Source organism: Paraburkholderia sp. J10-1, from assembly GCF_905220165.1.
In the GTDB taxonomy this organism is placed as follows: Bacteria; Pseudomonadota; Gammaproteobacteria; order Burkholderiales; family Burkholderiaceae; genus Paraburkholderia.
Map to the genome: position 1 here is coordinate 393,705 of NZ_CAJMYW010000006.1, position 25,039 is coordinate 418,743.

Annotated in this window: 20 protein-coding genes; 4 read left to right on the plus strand and 16 right to left on the minus strand. The window is 60.7% G+C overall.

The genetic code is table 11. The features are described 5' to 3' along the window. Positions 1-52 precede the first annotated feature (52 nt). The 11 genes from U5A65_RS21445 to gloA form a co-directional block, all read right to left on the minus strand. Positions 53-1,162: a glycosyltransferase family 4 protein gene (locus tag U5A65_RS21445; RefSeq protein WP_321947272.1), complete on the minus strand. Its 1,110-nt coding sequence runs from the start codon at positions 1,160-1,162 to the stop codon at positions 53-55. Then, entirely contained in the window at positions 1,159-2,421 is a 1,263-nt protein-coding gene (locus U5A65_RS21450; RefSeq protein ID WP_321947274.1) for a VpsF family polysaccharide biosynthesis protein, read from the minus strand. Before U5A65_RS21450 ends, U5A65_RS21445 begins: the two co-directional genes overlap by 4 nt. Further along, positions 2,418-3,635, minus strand: a complete 1,218-nt coding sequence (locus tag U5A65_RS21455; protein ID WP_321947276.1) for a glycosyltransferase — start codon at positions 3,633-3,635, stop codon at positions 2,418-2,420. The genes U5A65_RS21450 and U5A65_RS21455 overlap by 4 nt, the downstream gene beginning before the upstream one ends. After that, positions 3,539-4,924, minus strand: coding sequence for a lipopolysaccharide biosynthesis protein (locus U5A65_RS21460; RefSeq protein WP_321947278.1), 1,386 nt, complete (start codon positions 4,922-4,924; stop codon positions 3,539-3,541). Before U5A65_RS21460 ends, U5A65_RS21455 begins: the two co-directional genes overlap by 97 nt. Before the next feature lie 31 nt (positions 4,925-4,955). Beyond that, entirely contained in the window at positions 4,956-6,200 is a 1,245-nt protein-coding gene (gene wecC / locus U5A65_RS21465; protein ID WP_321947280.1) for a UDP-N-acetyl-D-mannosamine dehydrogenase, read from the minus strand. Positions 6,201-6,228: 28 nt separating this feature from the next. Then, positions 6,229-7,377: a non-hydrolyzing UDP-N-acetylglucosamine 2-epimerase gene (wecB, locus tag U5A65_RS21470; protein ID WP_321947282.1), complete on the minus strand. Its 1,149-nt coding sequence runs from the start codon at positions 7,375-7,377 to the stop codon at positions 6,229-6,231. A gap of 50 nt (positions 7,378-7,427) precedes the next feature. Then, a complete protein-coding gene (locus tag U5A65_RS21475; protein WP_321947284.1) occupies positions 7,428-9,638 on the minus strand; it encodes a polysaccharide biosynthesis tyrosine autokinase in 2,211 nt (736 codons plus the stop codon). Between the two features lie 3 nt (positions 9,639-9,641). After that, positions 9,642-10,085: a low molecular weight protein-tyrosine-phosphatase gene (locus tag U5A65_RS21480; RefSeq protein WP_321935016.1), complete on the minus strand. Its 444-nt coding sequence runs from the start codon at positions 10,083-10,085 to the stop codon at positions 9,642-9,644. Beyond that, on the minus strand, positions 10,082-11,266 hold the full coding sequence (locus tag U5A65_RS21485; protein ID WP_415765328.1) for a polysaccharide biosynthesis/export family protein: 1,185 nt from the start codon (positions 11,264-11,266) through the stop codon (positions 10,082-10,084). The genes U5A65_RS21480 and U5A65_RS21485 overlap by 4 nt, the downstream gene beginning before the upstream one ends. A gap of 98 nt (positions 11,267-11,364) precedes the next feature. After that, the gene (locus tag U5A65_RS21490; protein WP_321935014.1) at positions 11,365-12,717 is read right to left on the minus strand and encodes an undecaprenyl-phosphate glucose phosphotransferase; all 1,353 of its coding nucleotides are present in this window, start codon (positions 12,715-12,717) and stop codon (positions 11,365-11,367) included. Between the two features lie 780 nt (positions 12,718-13,497). Next, entirely contained in the window at positions 13,498-13,884 is a 387-nt protein-coding gene (gloA, locus tag U5A65_RS21495) for a lactoylglutathione lyase (protein ID WP_321913686.1), read from the minus strand. A gap of 155 nt (positions 13,885-14,039) precedes the next feature. Here gloA and panE point away from each other — a divergent pair, with 155 nt between their 5' ends. Then, positions 14,040-14,990: a 2-dehydropantoate 2-reductase gene (panE, locus tag U5A65_RS21500; protein ID WP_321947287.1), complete on the plus strand. Its 951-nt coding sequence runs from the start codon at positions 14,040-14,042 to the stop codon at positions 14,988-14,990. 66 nt (positions 14,991-15,056) lie between these two features. On the opposite strand, the gene rsmA is transcribed toward panE, so the two are convergent. The 4 genes from rsmA to U5A65_RS21520 form a co-directional block, all read right to left on the minus strand. Then, positions 15,057-15,884, minus strand: a complete 828-nt coding sequence (rsmA, locus tag U5A65_RS21505; RefSeq protein ID WP_233882891.1) for a 16S rRNA (adenine(1518)-N(6)/adenine(1519)-N(6))-dimethyltransferase RsmA — start codon at positions 15,882-15,884, stop codon at positions 15,057-15,059. Positions 15,885-15,899: 15 nt separating this feature from the next. After that, on the minus strand, positions 15,900-16,922 hold the full coding sequence (gene pdxA / locus U5A65_RS21510; protein ID WP_321913684.1) for a 4-hydroxythreonine-4-phosphate dehydrogenase PdxA: 1,023 nt from the start codon (positions 16,920-16,922) through the stop codon (positions 15,900-15,902). Positions 16,923-16,944: 22 nt separating this feature from the next. Beyond that, the gene (locus U5A65_RS21515) at positions 16,945-18,312 is read right to left on the minus strand and encodes a peptidylprolyl isomerase (protein WP_321947289.1); all 1,368 of its coding nucleotides are present in this window, start codon (positions 18,310-18,312) and stop codon (positions 16,945-16,947) included. Between the two features lie 101 nt (positions 18,313-18,413). Then, on the minus strand, positions 18,414-20,798 hold the full coding sequence (locus U5A65_RS21520; protein WP_321935012.1) for an LPS-assembly protein LptD: 2,385 nt from the start codon (positions 20,796-20,798) through the stop codon (positions 18,414-18,416). Here U5A65_RS21520 and U5A65_RS21525 point away from each other — a divergent pair. The 3 genes from U5A65_RS21525 to murU all read left to right on the plus strand — a co-directional run bounded on the left by U5A65_RS21525 (position 20,728) and on the right by murU (position 22,891). Further along, positions 20,728-21,027: a hypothetical protein gene (locus U5A65_RS21525; RefSeq protein WP_321947318.1), complete on the plus strand. Its 300-nt coding sequence runs from the start codon at positions 20,728-20,730 to the stop codon at positions 21,025-21,027. The two genes, U5A65_RS21520 and U5A65_RS21525, sit on opposite strands and share 71 nt — an antisense overlap. Before the next feature lie 17 nt (positions 21,028-21,044). Next, positions 21,045-22,118 carry an aminoglycoside phosphotransferase family protein gene (locus U5A65_RS21530; RefSeq protein WP_321947291.1) on the plus strand — a complete coding sequence of 358 codons (1,074 nt, stop codon included), beginning with the start codon at positions 21,045-21,047 and terminating at the stop codon, positions 22,116-22,118. 62 nt (positions 22,119-22,180) lie between these two features. Beyond that, positions 22,181-22,891 carry an N-acetylmuramate alpha-1-phosphate uridylyltransferase MurU gene (gene murU, locus U5A65_RS21535; protein WP_321947317.1) on the plus strand — a complete coding sequence of 237 codons (711 nt, stop codon included), beginning with the start codon at positions 22,181-22,183 and terminating at the stop codon, positions 22,889-22,891. A gap of 30 nt (positions 22,892-22,921) precedes the next feature. On the opposite strand, the gene U5A65_RS21540 is transcribed toward murU, so the two are convergent. Continuing rightward, positions 22,922-24,820 carry an ABC transporter ATP-binding protein/permease gene (locus U5A65_RS21540; protein ID WP_321947292.1) on the minus strand — a complete coding sequence of 633 codons (1,899 nt, stop codon included), beginning with the start codon at positions 24,818-24,820 and terminating at the stop codon, positions 22,922-22,924. Positions 24,821-25,039: the final 219 nt, after the last annotated feature.

Genomic DNA, 25,039 nt, shown 5'->3' on the forward strand with positions numbered 1-25,039 from the left:
TAGATGGACAATGCTGGCGAAATCAAATCCTTAAATGAACTCCCGAGCTATGCTATACGCACAATGCGTAAATTTCGCTTAGCTCAGCAGCCATCTTTTCCATGGTGAAATACTCAAGGTAGCGGCGACGCGCAGCAACACCCATTCGTATTCGAGCATCCGGATCTTTGAGCAGTTTTCTTATTGCAACGGCCAATGCCGCAGCGTCGCCGGGTGCCACAAGCACGGCTTCAATATGATTTCGCACCGCATCGACGACGCCAGGTATCGACGTGGATATAATCGGCAGACCATGTGCCATAGCCTCTAGCACAGCAACGGAAAATCCTTCACTTCTTGACGGCAGTACAAAAATATCAGCACTCGAAAGCACCGATATTTTTTCTTTTCCGCCAATCCAGCCGCCGTATGTGACGGTCTTATTCAATCCACGCGACGTCAGTTCCTTCTCGAAAGCGAGAATGTCGCCGGTACCATAGACGGTGAGGGAGAACTCCCCAACCCTATCTCCGAGAATTTCAACGGCCTCTAACAACGTTGGAACTCCCTTTGCCTCCGATATCAAACCGAGAAAAACAATCTTCGTGGCGCCGGCGTGCTTTTCCACTAACGGCAACTGTCCATGAACCGGGTCCGCGATTCCGTTGTATATAATTACACATCGATCCGCAGATACTGTGCCCACCTTCAGGGCGAGCTCCCGCATGTAACGTGAAAGCACGATCACGTATTCTGCGCGATGCAAAGCAATGCGTACAAAGAAGCGGCCTGGACTTGCTATCTCTGGATAGCGATCGAAGAATCCTCCGTTGTGTATCTGAAAAACGTATCGCGCTCTGAACAGAATGCAGATCCACGCAAACATAGTTTTTCTGATCAGTGATCCCTTGAGTGCGGCATGAATATGCACTACATCGACTTCCGATTTCGCAAGCACCCGTACTACGTGGCAGACCGCATGCACGAATGCGGTCGCTTTGTGAAATACTCCACTGCTACCAGGCCGCGTCGTACCTACGAACTGGAGCTCAACACCCATGTTTTCGAACGACGCCGCGTTCTCACCCATTGCGTGAAGCAATGATGCAATTCCGCCGCGTGCCAGCCTGTCTGGTCCAATCTGGAGCACTCTTAAGCGCTTCTTCGAAGGTTCGTTCGTCATCTTTGCCATCCGCCGACATACCTGCTCTCCACCGGCGATTTCATCTCTGACGCTGGACATTTGTGTGCCTCTCGGATGTATGCTGCTGCCCACGCAAATACGACGCACAGGTATAGTGCCGGCGTCTTTGTCACCAGGGAGTTGTTCGTCAAGGCAGTCGCCGCGAATATTGTGAAGATCGCCCAAACTGTCCCGGCCGATCCATGGCCCCAAAGACGTGACAGTCCCTTTGCGCTGACCCAGAAGCACAGGAATAGCAGTAGCGTGCATGCGAGGCCAAACATGAAGATGTACGCCACCAGAAAATTCTCGATAACACTGACGTTGGCATTCTCCATAATCCTGAGGACCTGGTCGGGGTCCGTGCCCGCAATCAGATTGCCCCAGTTCAGGCCTTGGAGCATCTGGATCGATTGGAGACGAACACCGGAGCTATCGTCATAGGCACCCACATTCGCGATGCGATCGCCAAGTGCCCCGGAGAGCAATACCCAGCCGAGTATTGTCAGGACTACCGGAATACCCAGCAGGACGATCGACATCCGTCCAGCAGATTTCAATCCAAAACGGGCAAACCAGATTGCATTTGTCAGCAGGTAAACGGCCAGTGCGCCTCTTGCGCCAAACGCCGATAGGGCGCCGATTGTCAGAAGAAAAATGGCGACCGACGTCCTTCTCGTCGCGCTCAACTGAAGCGAAACTGCCACCGTTACCAGAACCAGTGCGTTATTCAATGGATGCCCATGGAGTGCGGTCGCGCGGAAGTAACCCCCATACCATGTGTCAATCGGAATGAATTCGGTTCCAGTCACGACTTCGATGATTGCCATCGTGCATTCCACGAATACAAACACGAATCCCAACGTCCAGACTCGCCTTGCCGTCTTCTCTTTCAGGAATGGAACAATCGCTGCGGCCCAGAGAGCTGATACCAGCGTGTCGACAGCAAATCCTAACGATTGTCGCCCGCTTCCCATTGACCTGAAAATGAGAATACCAATCACGACGATCGAGCAAATGGCCGGAACGCGAAATCGCCTATCTGAGATCTTCGAATGAGACTGCTCAATGGAGACGCTGAGCATAAGCAAGCTGATCAAGGTAACTATTACGTATGGGTGAATCTTCATACCCGAAGCGCTTTCGTCACCAGAATAGTTCAGCCCAAGATAGTTAAGAGCAGCTCCACCGACGAACAGAGCGAGCGTCACCGCCAAGGTGAATAAACCCGAGAGGCACCTCGACCTGGAGAACTTCATGTCAAATTACCCGCTCTTGCACGCTTACTTTCGTCGGCCAGTACTGAGAGGCCGACCTGTTCCAGGTAACGGTTCCCAATCTCTTCTAAAGAAAACTCCCGCGCACGGGCAATTTGCATCTGCGGATCACCTGCCGAGGTCAACGATTCAACCATTGCGTTCGCAAGGCTTCGCACATCGTCTACGCCGACGAGAAGACCGTACTGACCATTCGTGAGAATCTCTTCTGGACCGTGCGGACACCTTGTCGCAACAACAGGTAATCCAAATGACATTGCCTCGACAATGACATTTCCGAACCCTTCACGTCGGGAAGAGCATACGAACAGATCTGCACCGCGATAGAGGCTGTGAATATTATCCGTAAAGCCCGGCAGGCTCACGCAATTCGATAACCCTAGTTCGTCAATCAAACTCTCCAGTTCCTGCCTGTTCGGTCCCTCCCCTGCAATAGTCAGTCTGACATCGGCAATGCTCAGTCGAACCTGAGCGAATGCCCGAATCAGGACGTCGAAACCTTTGTCTCGGCATAGACGGCCGACAGCCAGAACCGTCTTGCCTGTCCCGGAAGTTCCGGGCACATTCCTGATTTCATTGGGAATAAAGCACGGGTTGTATATGACGGTGATCTTTTCATTAACCCGACCGACGAGCATGGATCGGAGATCGTCGGCGACGCCACCGGATACCGCCACGATAACGTCACTCATTTGATACAGGTAACGTCTTAATACCTGCTTGCATCTACCCATCAGACCGGTATTGCCCTCGCCCACTACGGTCAGATGCTCGCTGATAACCAGGCGCGTCTTTCTCCGTCGACCAACATTCGCACACAACGAGATCAGATTTGCGTAAGGCATAAAGGACAATACAGCAACAGGCTTCCTATCGCTGATCATTGCCCTGAATTCCCGAAGTCGGCCAACATGGCCAGTGTGGCGCGCCACAAAAGTCTTGATTCCATCAGGCAGCGCGTACGCACGTTGCTCACTGTGAATGAAGAAAACTACCGTGACGCCTCTCGACAGAAAATGCCGGGCAACCTCTACGGCGACACGCTCTGCTCCGCCCCCCGACAGGTGCGGAATATGAAAGATTACTTCACTATTCTGTATCACAGCCGCCCCTTCAAAGCGCAACGAATCGAACCGATGTTTCCACCAAAATACATTCCAGCAAACAGCACGATGCCAACAACAGTTGAAATACACGTGCCCCAGACGTTCGAATGAGGTAGATGAGTCAACGCAAACCTCGAAACACTCCCACACCATGCAGCGACGCCTGCGATACCCACGAGAAGTATCCCGCTGGTCATTATTCGCTTCATATCAACCAATGCCCGAGCAAACATCGCGCTCACACCAAGCGAAAATACGTTGGCAATCAACAGTCCCGTTAGCAGCCCGCGTAGACCGCCGAAACGGGCACCAATATAAACCGCGCACACCGCCACGAAGAGTGTCGATATATTTATCATCATTAATATTCTTGTCTGAGCGTGCAGGTGATACGCCTGATCGAAGAAATGCATGCGAAATGCACTGATGACGGCAATCGTAAGAAGCGGGAAAACCAGAGGCTCAGCTGCGACTCCTATTGCGTGACCAAGCAGGAGAGGAAGCGCAATGTCCCGCGCTAGAAAGAACGTGATGCAGATCGCAAGCATGCCGGCCAGGGTCAGCGAACCTATCTGGGAATGCAATGTACGGTGACCCGATTCGGAGCGGCTCATCCTTTCCCTTAACAACCACGGATAAGCGGGTGTCACAACAAGCAGACACGCCGCAGAGATTGCGTTGGTCACCAAGCCGCTCGCTGCCGCGTAGATGCCAACAACCTCCGCATTGTTGAACGCGGAAAGGATCGGCCTGTCGATGCGCGTAAGCGCTGTCGTCGCGAGAAACACCGGTACGAGCGGCAAGCCATACCGCAGCATCGTTCGTAGCTTCGCCATCTCGAAGTGGGCACGCTGGAATGCAGCAATACGGTCATACGCACACAGCGCGGTCTGGAGGACGAAAATCGCGGCGGTTGCGCACAATGTCAGGGACATGGAATGGGTGGTCGACCATGCGGCTATCCCCGCTAACGTTGCACCGACAGTGAGCAGCAATGAGGCCAGGGCGTAGCGCAGTACCGCTCCTGACACGCGAGCAATCTCCTGCGCATACAGCGCAGCACTCTTGGCGAGTGCGACGATGGCGACCATCGCCCATTCCACACGGGATCCATCGAGCAGCAGTAATGCAACGAGCCAACCGACCGTTCCGACCAATGCGATAACTATCCATGTCACGTGACTGGTAACGAGATACGAATCCGCCTCGCTTTCCCCAGATGCATCCCAGTACCGGACCAGAGCAAGCCTGTGCCACTGAAAACAGACGCCCTGAAATGCCTCAATAAGTGCAAGGTAGACCGCGAGGCGGCCATAGGTCTGCGGGCCAAGGATCCGCGCGTAAATCGTCAACGAAAGCACGCCACCAACAAGCGACATCGCATAGCCCGCTGTCAGCCCAAGACCCTTCCTAGCCACGCGCCAGCACCCCACGTGTATCAATCACCACCTTCGCCTGCAATCGAACCGGATCGAACTGCTTGAACTGCGCATGATCTACGAGAATGACGATCACGTCCGCTTCAGCCATCGCGCTTCGCAAATCGCAAAGCCCAAGGCGACCTTCGAGTTCAGCTGGGAGAGCGCGAATATTCGGCTCCACGGCGACGACTTGCCCAGGGAACCGCTCGGCAAGTTCTTTCGCGATCTCAACTGAAGGGCTTTCGCGCAGGTCGTCGATATTCGCCTTGAACGCGAGCCCCAGACACGCGATCACCGGCTCCCGAAAGCGCTTTGCAGCACGCTCCACGCGCTCAACCACCCAATGCGGTTTGTCATCGTTCACTATGCGCGCGGCGCGAATGAGTCGCGCCTGCTCGGGAGCAGAGTCGACAATGAACCACGGATCAACAGCAATGCAATGCCCACCCACCCCCGGACCCGGTTGCAGAATATTCACGCGCGGATGTCGGTTCGCCAGCTTGATAAGCTCCCACACATTGATATCCAGCCGATCGCAAATCAGCGAGAGTTCGTTCGCAAACGCGATATTCACGTCCCGGAACGAGTTTTCCGTGAGCTTGCACATTTCCGCAGTCCGCGCATCGGTCACAATGCATTGTCCGCGCACAAACACCTCGTAGAGTTCCTGCGCCGCCTCGCTGCAGCGCGGCGTCATGCCACCGATTACCCGGTCGTTCTCAACCAGTTCCCGAATCACGTGTCCCGGGAGCACGCGCTCAGGGCAATGCGCAATGCGAACATCAGACGCATCTCCCATCTGTTGCGGGAAGGTCAAGTCCGGCCGCATCTCGGCCATCCAATCCGCCATCTTTGCGGTCGCGCCAACTGGTGAGGTCGATTCGAGCACAACGAGGTCGCCCTTCTTCAATACCGGCGCAACTGCACGGCTGGCCGCTTCGATATACGAAAGGTCCGGCTTGTGCCCATCAGAGAACGGCGTTGGCACGGCAATAAGGAAGGCGTCTGCCGGTTCCGGACTCGTTGTCGCCCGCAGATAGCCCTGCGACACCGCCGCGTGCACCAGCATGTCGAGTTCCGGCTCCACAATGTGAATGGCGCCGCGATTGATCGTGTCGACCGCATGCTGGTTGACGTCCACGCCAATGACCTTCTTGCGGCGAGCGGCGAACGCCGCAGCCGTGGGCAGTCCGATATAACCCAGACCAACAACCGAAATCGTTTCAAAATTCATAGTAGCCATCATTTGGTTCTAAGGAACTTCACGCTGCGCGCGCCGCAGCAGCCCACCCATCGTTCAACGTGACTGCAATGCGCTCGCACGCTCGCCCGTCGCCATAGGGGTTATCGCCCCGGCTCATCGCTGCGTACGCAGCGTGGTCTGCGAGTAGGTGTGTCACGCCCTCTACAATCGCGCGGACGTCAGTACCGACGAGCCGGACCACACCTGCATCGACCGCTTCCTGGCGCTCGGTTGTTTCGCGCATCACCAGAACGGGCTTACGCAACGACGGCGCTTCCTCTTGAATTCCGCCTGAATCGGTCAGGATCAGATGCGCGCGGTCCATGAGGCTGACGAACGGAAGGTAGTCGAGGGGCTCGATCAGATGCACGTTCGCAATGCCGGTAAGCAGGCGATTAACCGGTTCGCGCACACTCGGATTCAGATGAACGGGGTAGACGACGTCAACGTCCGGCCGTGTACGCGCAATTTGCGCGAGCGCGGCACAAATGCGCTCGAACCCGTCGCCGAAACTTTCACGGCGGTGACCCGTGACCAGGACGAGGCGCCGCGAGGAATCAAGCTGCGGCAACATGCGCTGAGCATCCGCACGCAATCTCGCATCTGTTGCCAGGCGCTCGCGCACGTGCAACAAAGCGTCGATCACCGTATTCCCCGTCACCACGATTGTTTGCGCCTGCACGCCTTCACGTATGAGGTTGTCGCGCGCCTTTTCAGTAGGCGCGAAATGGAGCGAAGCGAGCGCACCGGTCAACTTGCGGTTAGCCTCTTCCGGCCACGGCGAGAGCAGATTTCCCGTGCGCAATCCCGCTTCGACGTGCGCTACCGGCGTTCGGTTGTAGAACGCGGCGAGCGTTGCAGCCATTGTTGTAGTCGTGTCGCCATGTACCAGCACAAGATCCGGTCGTGCCTGCGCCAGCACGTCGCGCATGCCCGTCACAATGGCCGTCGTGACGTCGTACAGATCCTGGCCACGCTTCATGATGTTCAAATCGAAGTCAGACTGAATGGAGAACAGCGTAAGTACCTGATCCAGCATTTCGCGATGCTGTCCCGTCACGCAAACCTGGCATCGAAAGCCGGGCTCGCGTTGAAGGCGCTTGACCAACGGCGCCATCTTGATCGCCTCCGGTCGCGTTCCAAACGTTAGTAGTACATTTTTTTTCATCGATGCCGTGTCCTGATCAAATGGCGCGCCGCACGCAATGGCCGATAGCCTCAGTCCGGTTTCTTGCTGTAGTTCGAGTAAGCGCCGTAAGATGCGCCGCGCCCGGGAACATCCGTGAGCAACAGACCGTTCACGTCAACGTTCGCGCTCGAGAGTTGTCGTGTGCATTCGCGCAGTTCCGCGGCAGAGTGACGGCCATGCCGCACGACCATCAGCGTGGCTCCGGCATGTTTGCCAATAACAACGGCATCCGTGACTGCCAGCACGGGTGGCGAATCGACGATCACCATGTCATAGGTCGAAGCGAGCGCCTTGAGCACAACCGCCAGCCTGTCGCGGACCAGTAGTTCAGCCGGCCGGTCGGGGGTCGAACCGGACATCATCACGTCGAGATTTGGCAATACTTCGCGATGAATGACATCCTTAGGGTCACGTCCGACAAGAACTTCCGAGAAGCCAGGCTTGCTATTGATCGAAAAATAGGAGTGCACATCACCACGCCGCATGTCCGCGTCGATCAGCAAGATCCGCTTTCCTGCTGCTGCAAGGACAGTGGCGAGGTTCACGGAAACAAACGATTTGCCGACACCCGGTCGCGGACCGGTAATCATGACGACGTTGTTCTCAGGCTTGAGCACGCCGAATTGCATTGCGGTGCGCAAACTACGCAGCCCTTCCACTGCGACGTCATCCGGGTATACAGCGGCAAGAACACCGGGTCTCGTGGGATTGCGGCGTACCGATTGGCGCAGCGCCAGCTCCTTGTCGCTGTGCGAGATGATCGCGTAGACGGGAATATCTACCGCGTGCTCGATTTCAGCGGGGCTTTCCAGGCCACGGTTGAACATGCGGCGACCCAGCGCGATCGCGCAGCCCAGCAGCAAGCCGACTACGATCGCAAGCGGCAATACCAGAATTTTCAACGGGCGAACCGGTTTTTCGGGGACAACGGCGTAGTCGACAGTCCGCACGTTGCCAAGTTGGCCAGCCTTCAACACGCGTAACTGTTGCGTGCTATCCAGCAGTTTCATATACAGGTCTGTGTTGACCTTCACGTCACGCAGGAGGCGAAGCATTTGCTGCTGCGTCTCTGGCATTGCCGTTACCTGCTTTTCATACTGATCTTGCTGATTTTCGAGTTCTGCAATCCGCGCATCCACCGCCGCAATTGAAGGGTGTGACGCCGTAAAGTGCTGGATGAGATCGGCGCGCTGTTGCTGTAGATCAGTCAAGCGCGTCTTTGAATCGACGATCGACTGCAATAGCAACTTGCCCTGTGTGTCGAGGTCAATCGCACCAGACTTCTCTCGAAACGCGTTGTAGCGAGCCTCAGACTGATCGAGTGCAGCGCGCAGTTCAGGCAACTGCTGGCCAAGGAAATCGAGCATCTGTTGTGCTTGAGCCGATTTGCGGTCTACGTTGCGCTGCACGTAGAGGCTCGCGATCATGTTGATCGTAGCCACGATGCGAGGCGCGTCGTCGCCGTCCAGCTTCACGCCGATAATGCCGGATTGTTTCGTCTTTTCGGCAACGTCGAGGGCTTTCTGCAGATCGGCGACGGTAAGCTGAGTGGAGAAACGCGTCAAATCGAAACGTGTTCCACTGCGCGCGAGCAGCGAGGTTACGTTCAAATCGACTGGGCCATATGGCGTCTCGCCATGAGCGAGTTCACCGACATGCGCCGTCAGCACAACGTTGTTATCTGAGTCCCGCAATTCGTAGCGTTCGTTGGCCAATGCCGTCAGCTTGAATTTTTTCTCGTGAAGCGCTTGCGGTACGTCGAATTTCGTGACGCCGATTCGTTCTCCACCCCAGGCAAAACTGTCGAGGCCGAGCACCGCAGTGGGGATACCCCCGTCTGTCACGTTGCGGCTACGCGCAATGGCTGCGCCGATCAAGGGAAAGTAATGAGGAACCGCACGGATATCCAGATGCAGCCTTTCAACTGTCTCCCCAACGACCATGCGCGACCGAATCAACTCGATCTCGGCGTCGGCGGTCGCCTTCGACTGAAACAGCGAGGCTAGGTCGCCCAGCTTCTCGTTGATGGAACCCATGCCCGAATCGTCGTCCACCTGAATCATCGCGTCTGCGCGATAGACAGGCGTCCCGAGAAAAGCATAAAGCGCACCGATCACGAAGACGATCGCGGTAACAATACCGATCAACGAGATGTTCTCTCGAAGCACGGCAAGCAATTCGGAAAGGTCGATTTCGTCGTCTGCGGCTTCAGATGACGCGTTTTTCTTAAGAAGAGTCATGATTCAATGAAGCTGCTGTGCTGCAAGGACGTCGCGCCAATGTGCAACGCCGTGTTCGATCTGTGCGACCGCAAGGTCGAATGTCGCGCGATGTCGGCGATAAGGATCGACGATATCGATGCCCTCGCCCTCTATCAGCCTGAAGACTTTTCCCCGTGCAAACGGCCACGCGTTCTCGATCTGCTCGCGCTGTGACTTCGTCATGGTGAGAATCAGGTCTGCACCGCGAACGCGCTCGTCCGTCAATGGCGAAGCCACGTGTCCCTCGAGCGGTACACCACGTTCGAGTGCCAGTTGCGCAATGGTCGGATCCGCGCCCTCGCCAACGAGCGCATGCGTCCCGGCCGAACTAAAGCCGATGCCCGGGAGCGCGTGCGCCAACATGGCGCATGCCAAGGGACTACGGCAAATGTTGCCTTCGCAGACAACCAGAACACGCTCGATCATTTCGCCACCAACCCCGCAGTCAGGCCCGCATTGATGGCGGGAATCAGCAACGTCAGTACGCGGTTGAAGCGGACAAGGCCATTGCCGTCGACATACACGACATCCTTCGGTTGCAAATCAAACTCTTTCGCTACGACCATGGCGACCGGGGAACGTCCGTCGAGGTGGAACACTTCCGGCGTACCATTCAGCGCGCCGCGAATCACGAACATTTGAGCGGCATCGGCCGTCGACGAGTTGACGCTGCCCGCCTGCGCGATCGCGTCGGCCAATGTGATGCGGCCGGTACGGCGCGGGATGGCGGAGATCGGCTTGTTGACTTCGCCCATCACGTAGACGTCGTTTTCGTCGCGTGCGACAACGCGCAGCATGTCGCCGGGTTTCAGATACAGCCGGGATGGGCTTAGACCGCTTGCCACCATTTGCGTCAGATTGATGCGGTGAGATTGCCCGCCGCGCACGAGCACGAGGTCACTTTGATCGGCTGTGTCGGCAAAGCCGCCCGCTCGCGATACGGCTTCATAGAGCGACATGGGCACATCGTTCACGGCGACGACGCCAGGGTTGCGCACTTCGCCGTCCACATAGACTTCGTGCGCGCGGTAAGAAGCCATGCGCACCGTGACCTGCGGCTTGACAAAATACCGAGCGAGCGATGCCGAAAGACGTCGTTGCACTTCCTCTGTGCGTAGTCCTGCTACGTGCATCGTTCCCGCGTAGGGGAACGTCAGGTCGCCCGCCTGGTCGACAACGAAACCGGAGAACGGATCGCCCGGCCGCGTGGACGCCTGGGACTGCGTGCCGCCCACGGCCGCTGCGAGTTCCGGGTGGTCCCATACAACAATCTGCAGAACGTCGCCGGCGCCGATCGTGTACGGCTGAGGCACCGCCGATAGCAGTTCGACCTGTTGTTGCTGCTGCTTCAAGCGCGCTTCCTGAAGGCCCTTCACTGTCTCGACGCTGAGTTCGGTAACAGGCACTTCAGGCGTAGCGGAAGTCGCATCGGCGACCTGTGCTGCCGTGCCGGTCGTCGGAGCGGCTGCACCCCCAGCCGTCGACCTCTCAGCGTTGGAACTGTTCCCGGCGGGCGCCTGCGTCTGGGTGCTTCCCTTCGACAGGGACATGCGCATGCCAGGCGCAACCGCGCACGCGCCAAGCGCAGCGCAGAGTGCAACAGCCATAGTCGCACTCGCAAGGCGCGGAGCGGTGCGCCGCGCCCCGCTCAGGGTGCGCTCAAACGGTTTCGTCAATGATTTCACCACTTCTACATTCCAGCTATTCAATACGCGTTGCGATGTACCAGTCCCTTGAACATCGTTGCGACCACGATGCGCATGTCGAGCCCGAAGGACCAGTTGCTGAGGTAATAGAGATCGTGTTCGACGCGGCCCCGCATCTTCTCGACTGAATCCGTCTCGCCACGAAAGCCGTTCACCTGCGCCCAGCCCGTAATTCCCGGCTTGATGCGATAGCGGTGAACGTAGTCGTCCACGATGTTTTGATAGAGCGCGTCATGCTCGATGGCGTGTGGGCGCGGCCCGACTACCGACATTTCGCCGCGCAGTACGTTGAAGAATTGCGGCAGCTCGTCGAGACTCGTGCGGCGCAGAAAAGCGCCAACTCGCGTAATGCGGGGATCGTTACGCGTTGCCTGCTTGACGACGCCGTGCGCCGTTTCATGCGCCCGCATGCTGCGGAACTTGTATATGTTGAAGATCTTGCCGTTCGCCCCTTTGCGCCGTTGCGTGAAGAGCACGGGCCCGGGCGAGGAAAGCTTCACGGCAAGCGCGATGGTCGCGAGTATCGGAGCCAGCCCGATTACGGCCAGCAACGCAAACACGCGATCGAAAATGTCCTTCGAAACGAGGGCGTCCGACGAAAGCGGTGAGCCCACGAGATTGATCGCAGACGTGCCGTCGAGGTTGACCATTTCGCCTTCGAAGAGCGCCAGGCCACTGACGTCTGGAACAAACCGGATGTTCACGAGGTCGTTGCGAAACAGATCGATGAATTGAAGAATCGTGCGCTCTTCCGAGAGCGGCAACGCAAGCCAGACCTCAACGACGTGATAACGGCGCACGAAATCGGCAAAACCTTCCCGGTCGCGAAAAGCAGGCACGACGCCCGGTGCCGCGGCAATTTCCGGGCCGGTGTCGAAGATGGTCGAGACGGCGTAGATTGAGTTCGGCGTGGTTTCGACCTTGCGCAGCAGGTGGCGGCAGTGCGCCCCGCTGCCAACGATCGCGACAGCGCGTGTGCGCGCGCCCTGCTCCTCCCGCCGCCGATCTACGAAGCGTCCGATGATCCGGCAAGTCACGAGGCCCAGACCGGAGAGGCACATCCACCGCGTGAACCAGTCGCCCGCCGGACGATACGGCTCTAGCAGAATGATCGCGACCAGCAACGCAACTACGAGCGCAAGCACCAACGCGGCAACCGGCGCGCAAACGCAGCGCCAGAAGATGTGGCCGCGAACGGTCTGATACAGACCGAAGAGCGGGAAGAGGAATACCGACGCCAATAGCGCGAACGCGACTAGCGCGTTGTCATAGCCGGGTTGAGCTGGTGTCGCCTCTAGCCGCAGGGCGGCAGACGCGCACACTGTGATCACAATAACGTCAAGCAAGCGCATGAGTGCGCCAGAGCGGCGCCCTGATGTGGCGCGATGGCCTTGAGCGGGCAGATGCATTGAGGTATCCACGAATGAATTGATTGCCGCGTCACTTCGGACGTGGTTTGTCAACGCTGGCGTGCACCGATCGCCGCCAGCTACTGCAGGTTTATTCGTGAACTGTCCAGCCACGTCGTGGATCCACCGGAGATAAGAGACGGACGACGCGAAAATTGGTTGCTTCCCTGCACGCTGCACTCCCTCGCTCAATGAATTCGAAGACGCTCGCGCGGATAAACACACCCAGCGCTGCCAGCCTAAAGGGGGATTCCCCATGCACCAGCTTTCGCATGGGAGCGCCTTGTCGAGTCCGTTTCTTGTTTAATGACAGAGGAGAAAGTTTCGACCGTCGTTACTTTTGCGTATATAGGATGAGTCCGAAATGGACTCGTAAGAGATCACAACCGTGGATTCCAGTAATCTCAAATCCACTAGAGAAAAGCAACTGGATGCGCGATACGAGGGTTCTTGATATCGCATAATTTGCAGTGCAAATTATTTGTATCGATATATTTCATCCCAGCGACGACAGGCGAGATCGATCAAAAAAAGATGATGACTCGTGCAATCGACAAATGGTCGCACGTGTATCCCACGTGAGATAAAGATGAAAAATATTTAATTCTCACAAATCATCCGATATTTTCTTTTTAATTGCCGGACATCTGTTAATTCGATTTAAAACTCAACGAGCTTTAAGCAGCGACGCCAGAGAATTCCGACGCCGCCCTACAAACTACCTTACTTCTTCCTCTGAATAAACTCGATCTTGTAACCATCGGGATCGGTCACAAACGCGATCACCGTGGTCCCATGCTTCATCGGACCCGCTTCACGCACCACCGTCCCGCCCTGCTCCTTGATCTTCGCGCAGGCGGCGTAGGCATCATCCACCTCAACCGCCAGGTGGCCAAATCCGGCCCCAAGATCATAGGAAGCCGTATCCCAGTTATGCGTAAGCTCGATCACCGTGCCATCGCGCTCGTCCGTGTACCCAACGAAGGCCAGCGTGAACTTGCCATCGGGGTAGTCTTCGCGGCGCAGCAGTTTCATGCCGAGCAGTTCGGTATAGAACTTGATCGAGCGATCGAGGTCGCCGACCCGGATCATCGTGTGCAGCAGGCGCATTGTGTACTCCGTTTTGCCGTCGTCAAAAACCGGACTGTACCAAAAACGCGCCAGCCCTGCCGGGCCCGGCAAGATGCGCCGATTTGCTCTAGCATGAACGCCATCCTGAAATTGCCCCCGGCAATTTCGCTATACGCAAGCAACTAGGAGTAGACATGCGAATTCTGGTAGTGGGTGCGGGTGCGACGGGCGGCTATTTTGGCGGCCGGCTCGCGGCTGCGGGGCGTGACGTGACGTTTCTGGTACGCGAGGCGCGCGCCGCGCAACTGCGCGAAGCGGGCCTCGTCATCCGCAGTCCGGCGGGCGATCTCACGCTGCGCGACGTCAAGACCGTCACGCGCGAAGCGCTCGAGTCGCAAGGTGGCCAATCGTTCGATCTCGTATTGCTGAGCTGCAAGGCCTACGACCTCGACAACGCCATCGATTCGTTCGCCGCTGCCGTCGGGCCGAACACGCTGATCCTGCCGCTGCTCAACGGTATGCGCCATCTGGAAGTCCTGCAGGCGCGCTTCGGCACGCAGGGGGTGTTGGGCGGCGTGTGCCTGATCGCGTCCACGCTCAACGACAAACGCGAGATCGTGCATCTGAACGATGTGCACGCCATCACGTTCGGCGAGCTCGGCGGCGGCGTCTCGCCGCGCGTGCAAGCCGTAGCGGATCAGTTCGGCAATGCCGGCTTCCACGTGAAGGCGAGCGATCACATCCTTCAGGAAATGTGGGAAAAGTGGGTGTTTCTCGCGTCGCTCGCGGGCAGCACGTGTCTTTTCCGTGCGCCCGTTGGCGTGATTCTCGCCACGCCCGACGGCGCCGCGACCATCGAGCGTCTCTTTGCCGAATGCCGCGCGATCGCAGCCGAACATGGCCACGCCGTACGCGACAGCTTCCTCGAACGTTCACGCTCGATGCTGTTCGCCAAGGGTTCGGCGCTCACCGCCTCGATGTTGCGCGACGTGCAGAACGGTTCGCGCATCGAGGCCGATCACGTGCTCGGCGACCTGATCCGGCGCGGCGGCGCGGTGCAGCACGCATCGAACGAGCTATCGGTGCTGCGTGTCGTCTATAGCCAACTCAAGGCCTACGAGTCGCAGCGCAGCGAAGCGGCCTGAAAAGCGGTCTGAGAAGCGGCCTGAAAAACGGCTAACGCACCGGCAAGGCGGCGCATCGCGCGCTCATCAAGCGCCGCCTGCCCCTTCCAGCGCCTGCGCGAGACTCACATACTCCTCAACGGGCACTTCCTCGGCGCGGCGCGCCAGATCGAAGCCGAGCGCGTCGAAGTCGAGGCGTTCGCGGTAATCGCTGAGCGTATTGCGCAGCATCTTGCGGCGCTGCGAGAAGGCGGCCGTCACGAGTTCGCCGAGCAGCGCATCGTTCACCTTCGGCAGTTCGTGCGGGGCGTAGGGAATCATGCGCACGATCGCTGAATCCACCTTGGGCGGCGGCTGGAACGATTCGGGCGGCACGTCGATGAGCTTGTCGATCACGTAGCGGTACTGGAGCATCACCGTGAGACGGCCGAACGCCTTGCTGCCGGGCTCCGCCACCATGCGCTCGACCACTTCGTTCTGCAGCATGAAGTGCTGGTCGATCACGCGCTCGGCAAACGTGGTCAGGTGAAACAGCAGTGGGCTCGAAATGTTGTACGGCAGATTGCCGACAATGCGCAGCGAGGGCTTCTCGCCCGGCGCCGCGAGCGAGCCGAAGTCGAACGCGAGCGCGTCTCCCGCGTGCAGTTCGAGCAGCGGGCCGAACTTCTTCGTGAGGCGCGCGATCAGGTCGCGGTCCAGCTCGACCGCGTGCAGCGGCGATTCAGGCGTGGCGAGGCGCTCGATGAGCGGCTCGGTGAGCGCACCCAAACCGGGCCCGATCTCGACCATGCGCTCGCCGCGCTGCGGGCGAATGACGTCGACGATCGAGTCGATCACGCCCGTGTCGACGAGGAAGTTTTGGCCGAAGCGCTTGCGCGCGAAGTGGCCCTGGTGCTGTCTGCTGCTGTTGGACATCTTCTCTGGATTCAATCAGATAGCGCGCCGGTGGCGCGCCATCGAAACGGCGGTGTCGAGGGCGGCGATCAGGCTGCCAGCGTCCGCGCGGCCAGTGCCGGCGAGGTCGAGCGCAGTGCCATGATCGACCGAGGTGCGCACGATCGGCAGGCCGAGCGTGACGTTGATGCCTTCGCCGAACGTCGCGTATTTCAGGACCGGCAGGCCCTGGTCGTGGAACATCGCCAGCACGCAGTCCGCATCCTTCAGGTAGCGCGGCTGGAACAGCGTGTCGGCGGGGTAAGGGCCGCGCGCGTCAATACCTTGCGCAGCGGCGGCGGCCAGCGCCGGCGAGATCGTGTCAATTTCCTCGCGCCCCAGGTAGCCGTTCTCGCCCGCATGCGGGTTGAGGCCGGTCACCAGAATCCGCGGCAGCGGCACGCCGAAATGATGACGCAGGTCATGATCGATGATGCCAAGTGTTTCAACGAGCCCCTCGACCGTGAGCGCAGCCGACACGTCCTTGAGCGGCAAATGCGTCGTGGCGAGCGCCACGCGCAACGGGCGCGCGCCGGTGCCCGCCAGCATCATGACCACGCGCGGCGTATGCGTGCGTTCGGCGAGATATTCGGTGTGGCCGGTAAAGGGCACACCGGCGTCGTTGATGGTGCTCTTTTGCAGCGGCGCGGTGACGATCGCGTCGAATTCGCCCGCCAGTGCGCCGTCGATCGCGCGGTCGAGCAGCGCGAGAACATAGCGGCCGTTGGCGGCGTCGAGCTTGCCGGGCTTGGCTGGCGTCGCGAGCGCGATATGCTCGACCTGCACAGGCTGGTGCGCCAGCACGGCGGCCCAGTCGACGCTCGCGGCTTTCGCGCGTGCTTCGAGCAGCGCGCTGTCGCCGAGGACGACGAACTGCGCGTCGGGCCAGTGGGCCGAGGCGCCCGCCAGCGCGGCGGCGGTCAGTTCGGGGCCGACGCCGGCCGGTTCACCCGTGGTGATGGCGATGCGGATCGGCCCCGCCCTCCGCGGAGCCGGCGACGACGATGCGGAGGCGTTCATGGCTCGATCCCTGGGTGACTGCTTAGTTGTGCGGCGGCGTCATGCCCGCGATCTTGTAGCTGACGTAGGCGCTGTCGCGCAGCTGCCGCAGCCAGTCGGCGTAAGCCTGCTCCGCCTTGCGCTGGCCGATGGCCTGGCGCGCGAGTTCCATTTGCTGCGCGATCGAGCCTTCGGCGTCGCGGCGGCCCAGCACCTGGATCAAGTGGTAGCCGTACTCGGTGCGAATCGGCTCGCTCAACTGGCCGTCCTGCAGCGTATTCATGGCGCGCTCGAATTCAGGCACGGTTTCGCCAGGGCTGATCCAGCCGAGGTCGCCGCCCTGCGAGGCCGAGCCGTCCTGCGAGTAAGTGCGCGCGAACTTGGCGAAGTCGCCGCCCGCCGCGATTTCCTGGCGGATTTCAAGCAGCTTCTGGCGCGCCTGGGGTTCGGACATGCCGTCGCCCACACGCAGCAGGATGTGGCGCACTTGCGTTTGCACGAGCTTGGGCGCGTCGGCGGCGGTGCCCTGGCCCTGGCGGCGCTCGACGAGGCGGACGATTTCAAAGCCGTCGTTGGTGCGGATCACCGTGGGGTTCACTTCGCCCGGACGCAGGGTGGAAGCGGCCGTCACGAACTCGGGCGGCAGCTTCGACTGCTGCAGAAAGCCCATGTCGCCGCCCTTGCTTGCGTCGCTCGCCTGCGAATTCGACTTCGCGAGGCTCTCGAACTTGCTACCCGACTGGGCTTCCTTGAGCAGCGCGTTGGCCTTCGCCTGCGCGGCTTCGATGTCGGTTTCCGAGGCGTTCAGCGGCGCCTTGATGAAAATGTGCTGGAAGTGCAGATCGCTCGACTGGCCTGCGTTCGGTCCGCGCTGGCTCGCGATGTAGTTCGCGACTTCGGCGTCGGACACCGTGACCTTGCTGTCCACTTCCTTCTCGCGCAGCTTCGAGAGCGTGAGTTCGGTGCGCGCGTCCTTCATGAACGTGGTCCAGGGCACGCCGGCCGCCTCGATGCGCGCGCGATAGGTGGCGAGATCCATGCCGTTGGCCTGAGCGAGGCGCTCGAGCGTGCGTTGCACGGAGGCGTCGTCGACAGTGATGCCGTCTTCCTTGGCCTTCTGGAGCTGGATGCGCTCGAGCACCATCTGGTTGAGCACCTGCGCGCGCAACTGGTCCGCGGGCGGAACCGGCGCGTTTTGCTGCTGAAGGCGATGCGAAATGAGTTCGGCGCGGCTGTCTAGCTCGCGCTGCGTGATCACGCCGTCATTGACGACTGCGGCGATCGTGTCGACCGTCTGGCCGTTGCCGGCCGGGAGACCTTGAGCTTGCGCCGGCGCGGCCGGCAACACGCCTGCGACGGCGAAGAGACTCGCAGCGTACGCTGCCAGGCGAAGCTTTTTCATGATTCCCACAGATACTCCAATGTTGGCGGGCACGCTTCGCCCGTCTCTATGCAACCGACACCGCGTTGCCCCGAGGCGCCTTGTGCAAACAATGCGCTCCGGATCACGCGTTATTGATAATCAGTGAAGCGCGAATCCGGCGGCGACTGGGCCGGCAGCTGCGTGTACCCCGGCACTGCCGTCCTGAACGCCGCCACCAGTCCGTTGTCGACGTTCGAGAGTCCCTTGAGCGTGAGCTGCGCGAGAAACCGCGTTGACGAATTCGGCGTACCCGACGTATTGAGCCCGTTCGCGTATCGCTGCAGGCCGATCCCGAGCACCCAGCAGTCGGCGTCGTACTGCATGCCGACCAGGCCGTCGACGATCCGATGGCCGTTCAGATCGTAGTTGAAGCGGCCCACGGCGTACACCCGGTGCGAGAACGGCCATTGAGCCGAGATCAGAACCTGATTGATCGGCTGGAAGTCCAGCGTGGTGTTCGCCCGCGTGTAGCGGTAGGCCACGTTCAGCACGCGGCTCGTTCCCGGGCTGTACCCGAAACCGATGCTCGCCTTCGTGAGCTGGTTGTTGTCGGCATTATATTGGAACGCCGTTTCCGAAGCGAAACCAGCCCCGATTTTCAGCGCAGCACCCGCAATCAGGTCCGAATGCGTCGCCTGACTCGTGCTTTCGCCGGAGTTGAGCGTGACGCGCTGATCCTGGAAGTAGTACTGCTGCGCAATCACGAAGCGCGCGCGCTCGTCGCCCGAAGCCGGGTCGATGAAGCGCGTGGTGAGCGCGGCCGTAATGCGGTTCGCGTCGGCAATCCGGTCGTTGCCGACGAAGGTGTTCGGCGTGAAGATTTCCGCGAGGCCGAAGTCCGACTCTGCGGTATCGAAAAGGGGCGCGAACTGCTGGTTGTGGTACGGCGTGTACACGTAGTACAGGCGCGGTTCCAGCGTCTGGATGTAGTCCTGGCCGAACAGGTGGACCGAGCGGTCGAACACGAGGCCCGTGTCGAAGCTGAAGGTCGGGATCGATTCGGTGAAGCTCTTCGGCGTGCCGACGGGCGAACCGAAGGTCGTGCCCGCCGGGCCGATGTTGCTCAGGTTGTACGACGCGAAGTGCCACTGAACCTTCGGCGTGACGAAGTAACCCGGCCCCATCAAGGAATACGACAGGTACGGATTGAAGACGACGCGGTCGCCTTCGGTCGCGTTGTCTTCCGTGATGCGGAAGCGCGAATAGTCGGCTTCCATGCCGTAGTCGAAGCCGCCAACGTTGTACTTCGCGTACTTCACGTTCAACTGCGGCTCGCGGCCGTACGGCGGCGTCGACGACTCGACCACCTGCCAGTGCTGGTAGCGGCCGAGCACGGACCACGGTCCGTTGTTGTACGTGAGGCCGGCTTCCTGCTGGTACAGCGTCTGCGTACCGTTCAGGAACTGGTTGGCCGGCGACGACAGGTCCGACGGATAGGTGTTGTCCGAGACCTTGTTGTAGTAGACGTACCCGCCGAACCCGTTGCCGAAGTTCTGGTTGTGCTGGATGAACAGCGCGTAGCGGTTCGTCTTCGTGATCGCGTCGTCCGGCAGGAAGGTGCCGGTGATCGATCCCGAGTAATTCGTCGAGAGATACCGGTAGTTGCCCTGCAGGAACACGCCACGCTTCGAGATGATTTCCGGCGTGAACGTGAAGTCGCGGTTCGGCGCGATGTTGAAATAATACGGCAGCGAGATTTCGTAGCCGTTCGTCGAGCTGACCGAGAACGTGGGCGGCAACAGGCCGCTGCGGCGGTCACCCGTAAGCGGGAACGACAGCCACGGGCTCGCGAAGATCGGCACGTCCTGGAAGAACAGCACGGCGTTGTGCGCGACGCCCTCGTCGCTGCCGGTGTCGAAATCGAACTCGCTGCCCTTGATGTACCAGGCCGGATTGGTCGAGCAGTGGCACGCGGTGTAGGTGCCGGTCGTGAGCACCGAGCGCTCACTGTCCAGCAGGTCGGCGCGCGCGGCGCTGCCCGAGCCGCCCGTGAGCGTGAAGTGGTACTTCGGCGCGGGCATGAAGCCCTCGTTCGCCTCGACCTTCAAATGCGCCTCGGGCCCCGTGAACGTCGTGCCGTTCTGCACGACCACGACATTGCCGTACGCATTGGCCATGTCGGTGTCCTGGTCGTAGTGCAGGGCGTCGCCCTTCACCACGTTTGTACCCTGGCGCAGTTCTGCGGCGCCCTTCACTGCGAGGTCGGTGTCGATCGTGCCGGTCGTCGAATCGCCGAGCACGAACGTTGCCGGGTGCTGGCCCGTCGCGTTGGGGTGATCCTCGAGTTGCGGCGCGAGCCGCAGGCTCCACGGGCCGTCCAGCTGCTGGGGCTGCGCGGCCGCGCCCGCGAGCTGGGCGTGCGCGAGCGCAGGCACCAGACCCGGTACGGCCAGGAGTGCCGCGATGAGCCGCCGCTTGCCCGGCACGCCGTCGTCACTAGGGGAGATCGTCTGGAAAAACTGTCTGGGCGGCATGTATGGTTTTGGCGAATCGGCCCGGCCGCCTGCCCTCTGCTTGATGGTGGCCCGCCTGGGCACCCGCCTCCCGATAAACCGGATCGAGGCCGGGCTGCAAACAATTAATTACAATTCATCGAACCCTGGAGCGACGATGAATGCGGCGAGCGAACCGTCATGCGGGCTTTGGCGCGAGTCGCGTCAAAAAAGTCGTGGGGTATTATATGGCAAGACGTTGATCCACTGATTTTGCCTCTGGCTTTCATGACCTTTTCCGCCGCGCATTCTCCCGCCGACTCACCTGCCGCATCCGCGACCGACACTCGCCGCGACCTGCTCGCCGCCTGGCTCGACAGCCACGCCGGGCAGTACGCCCTCGACCTCGCAACGCTCGCCCCCGCCTCGGCGGACGCGAGCTTTCGGCGCTATTTCCGGCTCGCTAGCGCGGGCGCGCACGGTGCGACGCTGATCGCCGTCGACGCCCCGCCGCCCGAAAAAAGCCGCGAATTCGCCCAGATCGCGCAGATGCTCGAGGCCGCCGGCGTGCACGTGCCGCGCGTGCTCGAAGTCGATTTCGACGCGGGCTTCATGCTCGTGACCGATCTCGGCACCGCGCCCTACCTGAAAGCGCTGCAGGAAGCCGGCCCCGGCACGCGCTCGCGCGAGTTGATGCGCGACGCCATCGAAGCGTTGATCCGCTGGCAGTCGAGCTCGCGGCCGGGTGTACTGCCGGACTTCGACGAATCCTTCATGCGCCGCGAGATGGAGCTGATGCCCGAGTGGTATCTGGAGCGCCATCTGGGCCGCAAGGTGGACGAAGCCACGCGCGGCGTGCTCGATCGCACCTTCGCGCTGCTCGTGGCAAGCGCCCGCGCACAGCCGCAAAGCTACATGCTGCGCGACTTCATGCCCCGCAACCTGATGATCGCCACGCCCAACCCCGGCGTGCTCGACTTCCAGGACGCGGTGTATGGCCCGATCACCTACGACGTCGTCTCGCTGTTGCGCGACGCGTTCCTGAGCTGGGACGAAGAGTTCGAGCTCGACTGCTTCGCGCACTACTGGGAGCGCGCCAAGAAGGCGGGACTGCCGGTCGACGCCGACTTCGGCGAGTTCTACCGCCAGCTCGAGTGGATGGGGCTGCAGCGCCACATCAAGGTGCTGGGCCTCTTCTGCCGCATCAACTATCGCGACAGCAAACCGCATTACATGGCAGACCTGCCGCGCTTTCTCAACTACGCGAGCAAGGTCGCGCACCGCTACCGCCCGCTCGTGCCGTTCGCACGGCTCATCGACGAACTGCAGGGCAGCGCCGTCGAAGTCGCCTACACCTTCTGAAACGGGCCGTCATGACCCAAACGAATCACACGCGGGACAAGGCGCGCCACGGCCGAACCGCCATGATCTTCGCCGCCGGACGCGGCGAGCGCATGCGTCCGCTCACCGACACCTGCCCGAAGCCGCTGCTGGCCGTGGGCGGCAAACCGCTGGTCGTGTGGCAGATCGAGCGGCTCGCCGCGGCGGGCTACACGCGCATCGTCATCAACCACGCCTGGCTCGGCGCGCAGATCGAAGCCGCGCTCGGCGACGGCGCGCGCTTTGGCGTGATGCTCCACTATTCGCCCGAGCACGACGCGCTCGAAACGGCGGGCGGCATTGCACAGGCGCTGCCGCTGATCGAGTCGAACGGCACGCCCGAGGTGTTTCTCGCGGTGAGCGGCGACGTCTACAGCGCCTACGATTTCTCGCGCCTGAACCCGCACGCGCAAGCGCTCGCGGCGCAAGCGCAGCCGGGCATGCATCTCGTGATGGTGCCGAACCCGCCGTTCCACCCGAAGGGCGACTTCGCACTGAACGCTGACGGCCGGCTCGTGCTCGAAGGCGCGCCGCGCTACACGTTCGGCAATATCGGCCTCTACGACACGCGTATGTTCCGCGATCTCGCGCCGGGCACGAAGCGCGCGCTTACGCCGTACTATCGCGAGTCCATCGCGCAAGGACGCGTGAGCGGCGAACTGTACGAAGGCGTTTGGGAAAACGTCGGCACGCCCGCGCAGCTCGAAGCGCTCGACGCCGCGCTGCGCACGTCGACTCACGCGCAACCCGGCTAAAAACCTGCAAACGCCGGCGCGCGGAGCGCTTCAGTTTCCGCCCGCCGCCGGCAACTCCACTTGCCCAGCTTCTGACTGCGGCACATCGCCCGCCTTCTGCTGCTGGAGCGCCCACATCTGCGCATAGTGTCCGCCCGCGCGCAGCAGTTCCGCATGCGTGCCGCGCTCGACGATGCGCCCGTGATCCATCACGATGATCTGCTGCGCGTGCACGACGGTCGAGAGCCGGTGCGCAATGACGAGCGTCGTGCGCTCGCGCGCGATCTGGTCGAGCTCGTGCTGGATGGCCCGTTCCGAGCGCGAGTCGAGCGCTGACGTCGCCTCGTCGAACAGCAAAATGGGCGGATTCTTGAGCAGCGTGCGCGCGATCGCCACGCGCTGCTTCTCGCCGCCCGAAAGCTTGAGGCCGCGCTCGCCCACAGGCGTGTCGTAGCCCTTGGGCAGACTTTCGATGAACGCGTGAATATGCGCCGCGCGCGCCGCTGCGATCACTTCCTCGCGGCTCGCCGTCGGGCGGCCATAGGCGATGTTGTAGTAGATCGAGTCGTTGAACAGCACCGTGTCCTGCGGCACGATGCCGATCGAAGCACGCAGCGAATCCTGCGTGACGTCGCGGATATCCTGGCCGTCGATGGTGATCGCGCCACTGCTCATGCGGTCGAGATCGTAGAAGCGGAACAGGAGCCGCGCGAGCGTGGACTTGCCCGATCCGCTATGCCCAACCACGGCCGTGGTCGTGCCCGCCGCAATCGTGAAGCTCAGGTCGTGCAGAATCTGACGCGACGCCTCATACGCGAAGTTCACGTGCGAAAAGCGCACCTCGCCACCGCGCACCGCAAGCGCCTGTGCGCCGGGCACGTCGGCCACTTCGCGCTCGACGGTGAGCAGCGTGAACATGCGGTCCATGTCGGTGAGGCTCTGCTTGAGCTCGCGATACACCACGCCGAGAAAATTCAGCGGAATGTAGAGCTGCAGCATGAACGTGTTGATGAGCACGAGGTCGCCGAGCGTGAGCCGCCCCGCCATCACGCCTTGTGTGGCGCGCCAGAGAATGAATACGAGCCCCGTGCCGATGATCGCCTGCTGCCCGAAGTTGAGCGCGGAAAGCGAGTGCTGCGACTTGATCGCGGCCTTGCGGTAGCGATGCAGGTTCTCGTCGTAGCGCTTCGTCTCCCACTCTTCGTTGCCGAAGTACTTCACCGTCTCGTAGTTGATAAGCGAGTCGATCGCACGCGCGTTGGCGCGCGAATCGAGCTCGTTCATCGTGCGGCGATAGTGCGTGCGCCACTCAGTCACCTTCACCGTGAACACGATGTACGCAACGAGCGCGATGAGCGTGACGATCGCGTAATAAGCCTCGTACTTCACGACGAAGAAGCCGAGCACGAGACCCACTTCCACGAGCGTCGGCAGGATGCTGTAGAGCGAGTAGGAAATGAGCTGCGTGATGCCACGCGTGCCGCGCTCGATGTCGCGCGACATGCCGCCGGTTTGCCGCTCGAGATGAAAGCGCAGCGAGAGCGCATGCAGATGGCGGAACACCTTGAGCGCGAGCTGGCGCACGGCGCTCTCGGTCACTTTCGAAAACAGGATTTCGCGCAGCTCGGTGAAGAGCGATGTCGAGAGGCGCACGATGGCGTAAGCCACCACGAGCAACCCGACGCCGCCCGCGAGCACGATGCCTGGCGCGTGCTCCGCGCGACCGAGCGCGGTGAGCTGGTGCACGGAAGCGAGACCGTCGACGATGTGTTTCATCACGATCGGCACGCCGAGGTTGGCCACCTTCGCGCCGATCAGGCAGGTGAGCGCGAACGCCACGCGCCATTTGTAGGCGGTGAGGTAAGGCAGCAGCGAAACGATCGTCTGCCAGTCGTTGCGCGGCCCGGTGGCGGGCAGTGCGGGTTCGTTGGAAGCGGGAAAGCGGCGCATGGGGCGAGCAGCGAGAAACGTGCGCAATGCGGCGCGCGAAAGCCGGTTCAGCAACCGGAGCCTGGCGCGGCGCAAGCGGCACGGCGAATCTTGTGGGGTAATCGGCGACGGGTTTCGCGAAGGTGGAAGGCTCTAATCGACCCGCCCGCCGCACCTTATGCTTTCCCGTACAATTCCTGATCAACGTATTGTCGCAGAAGGCGGCGCGCGCCGCTGAGC

Excerpts from the sequence above, each read along its gene's own strand:
- U5A65_RS21445 (WP_321947272.1), bottom strand. The coding sequence starts at position 1,162 with ATGACGAACGAACCTTCGAAGAAGCGCTTAAGAGTGCTCCAGATTGGA.
- U5A65_RS21450 (WP_321947274.1), bottom strand. The coding sequence starts at position 2,421 with ATGAAGTTCTCCAGGTCGAGGTGCCTCTCGGGTTTATTCACCTTGGCG.
- U5A65_RS21460 (WP_321947278.1), bottom strand. The coding sequence starts at position 4,924 with ATGTCGCTTGTTGGTGGCGTGCTTTCGTTGACGATTTACGCGCGGATC.
- wecC (WP_321947280.1), bottom strand. The coding sequence starts at position 6,200 with ATGAATTTTGAAACGATTTCGGTTGTTGGTCTGGGTTATATCGGACTG.
- wecB (WP_321947282.1), bottom strand. The coding sequence starts at position 7,377 with ATGAAAAAAAATGTACTACTAACGTTTGGAACGCGACCGGAGGCGATC.
- U5A65_RS21475 (WP_321947284.1), bottom strand. The coding sequence starts at position 9,638 with ATGACTCTTCTTAAGAAAAACGCGTCATCTGAAGCCGCAGACGACGAA.
- U5A65_RS21480 (WP_321935016.1), bottom strand. The coding sequence starts at position 10,085 with ATGATCGAGCGTGTTCTGGTTGTCTGCGAAGGCAACATTTGCCGTAGT.
- U5A65_RS21485 (WP_415765328.1), bottom strand. The coding sequence starts at position 11,266 with ATGGCTGTTGCACTCTGCGCTGCGCTTGGCGCGTGCGCGGTTGCGCCT.
- U5A65_RS21490 (WP_321935014.1), bottom strand. The coding sequence starts at position 12,717 with ATGCGCTTGCTTGACGTTATTGTGATCACAGTGTGCGCGTCTGCCGCC.
- gloA (WP_321913686.1), bottom strand. The coding sequence starts at position 13,884 with ATGCGCCTGCTGCACACGATGATCCGGGTCGGCGACCTCGATCGCTCG.
- panE (WP_321947287.1), top strand. The coding sequence starts at position 14,040 with ATGCGAATTCTGGTAGTGGGTGCGGGTGCGACGGGCGGCTATTTTGGC.
- rsmA (WP_233882891.1), bottom strand. The coding sequence starts at position 15,884 with ATGTCCAACAGCAGCAGACAGCACCAGGGCCACTTCGCGCGCAAGCGC.
- pdxA (WP_321913684.1), bottom strand. The coding sequence starts at position 16,922 with ATGAACGCCTCCGCATCGTCGTCGCCGGCTCCGCGGAGGGCGGGGCCG.
- U5A65_RS21525 (WP_321947318.1), top strand. The coding sequence starts at position 20,728 with ATGAGCCGCCGCTTGCCCGGCACGCCGTCGTCACTAGGGGAGATCGTC.
- U5A65_RS21520 (WP_321935012.1), bottom strand. The coding sequence starts at position 20,798 with ATGCCGCCCAGACAGTTTTTCCAGACGATCTCCCCTAGTGACGACGGC.
- U5A65_RS21530 (WP_321947291.1), top strand. The coding sequence starts at position 21,045 with ATGACCTTTTCCGCCGCGCATTCTCCCGCCGACTCACCTGCCGCATCC.
- murU (WP_321947317.1), top strand. The coding sequence starts at position 22,181 with ATGATCTTCGCCGCCGGACGCGGCGAGCGCATGCGTCCGCTCACCGAC.
- U5A65_RS21540 (WP_321947292.1), bottom strand. The coding sequence starts at position 24,820 with ATGCGCCGCTTTCCCGCTTCCAACGAACCCGCACTGCCCGCCACCGGG.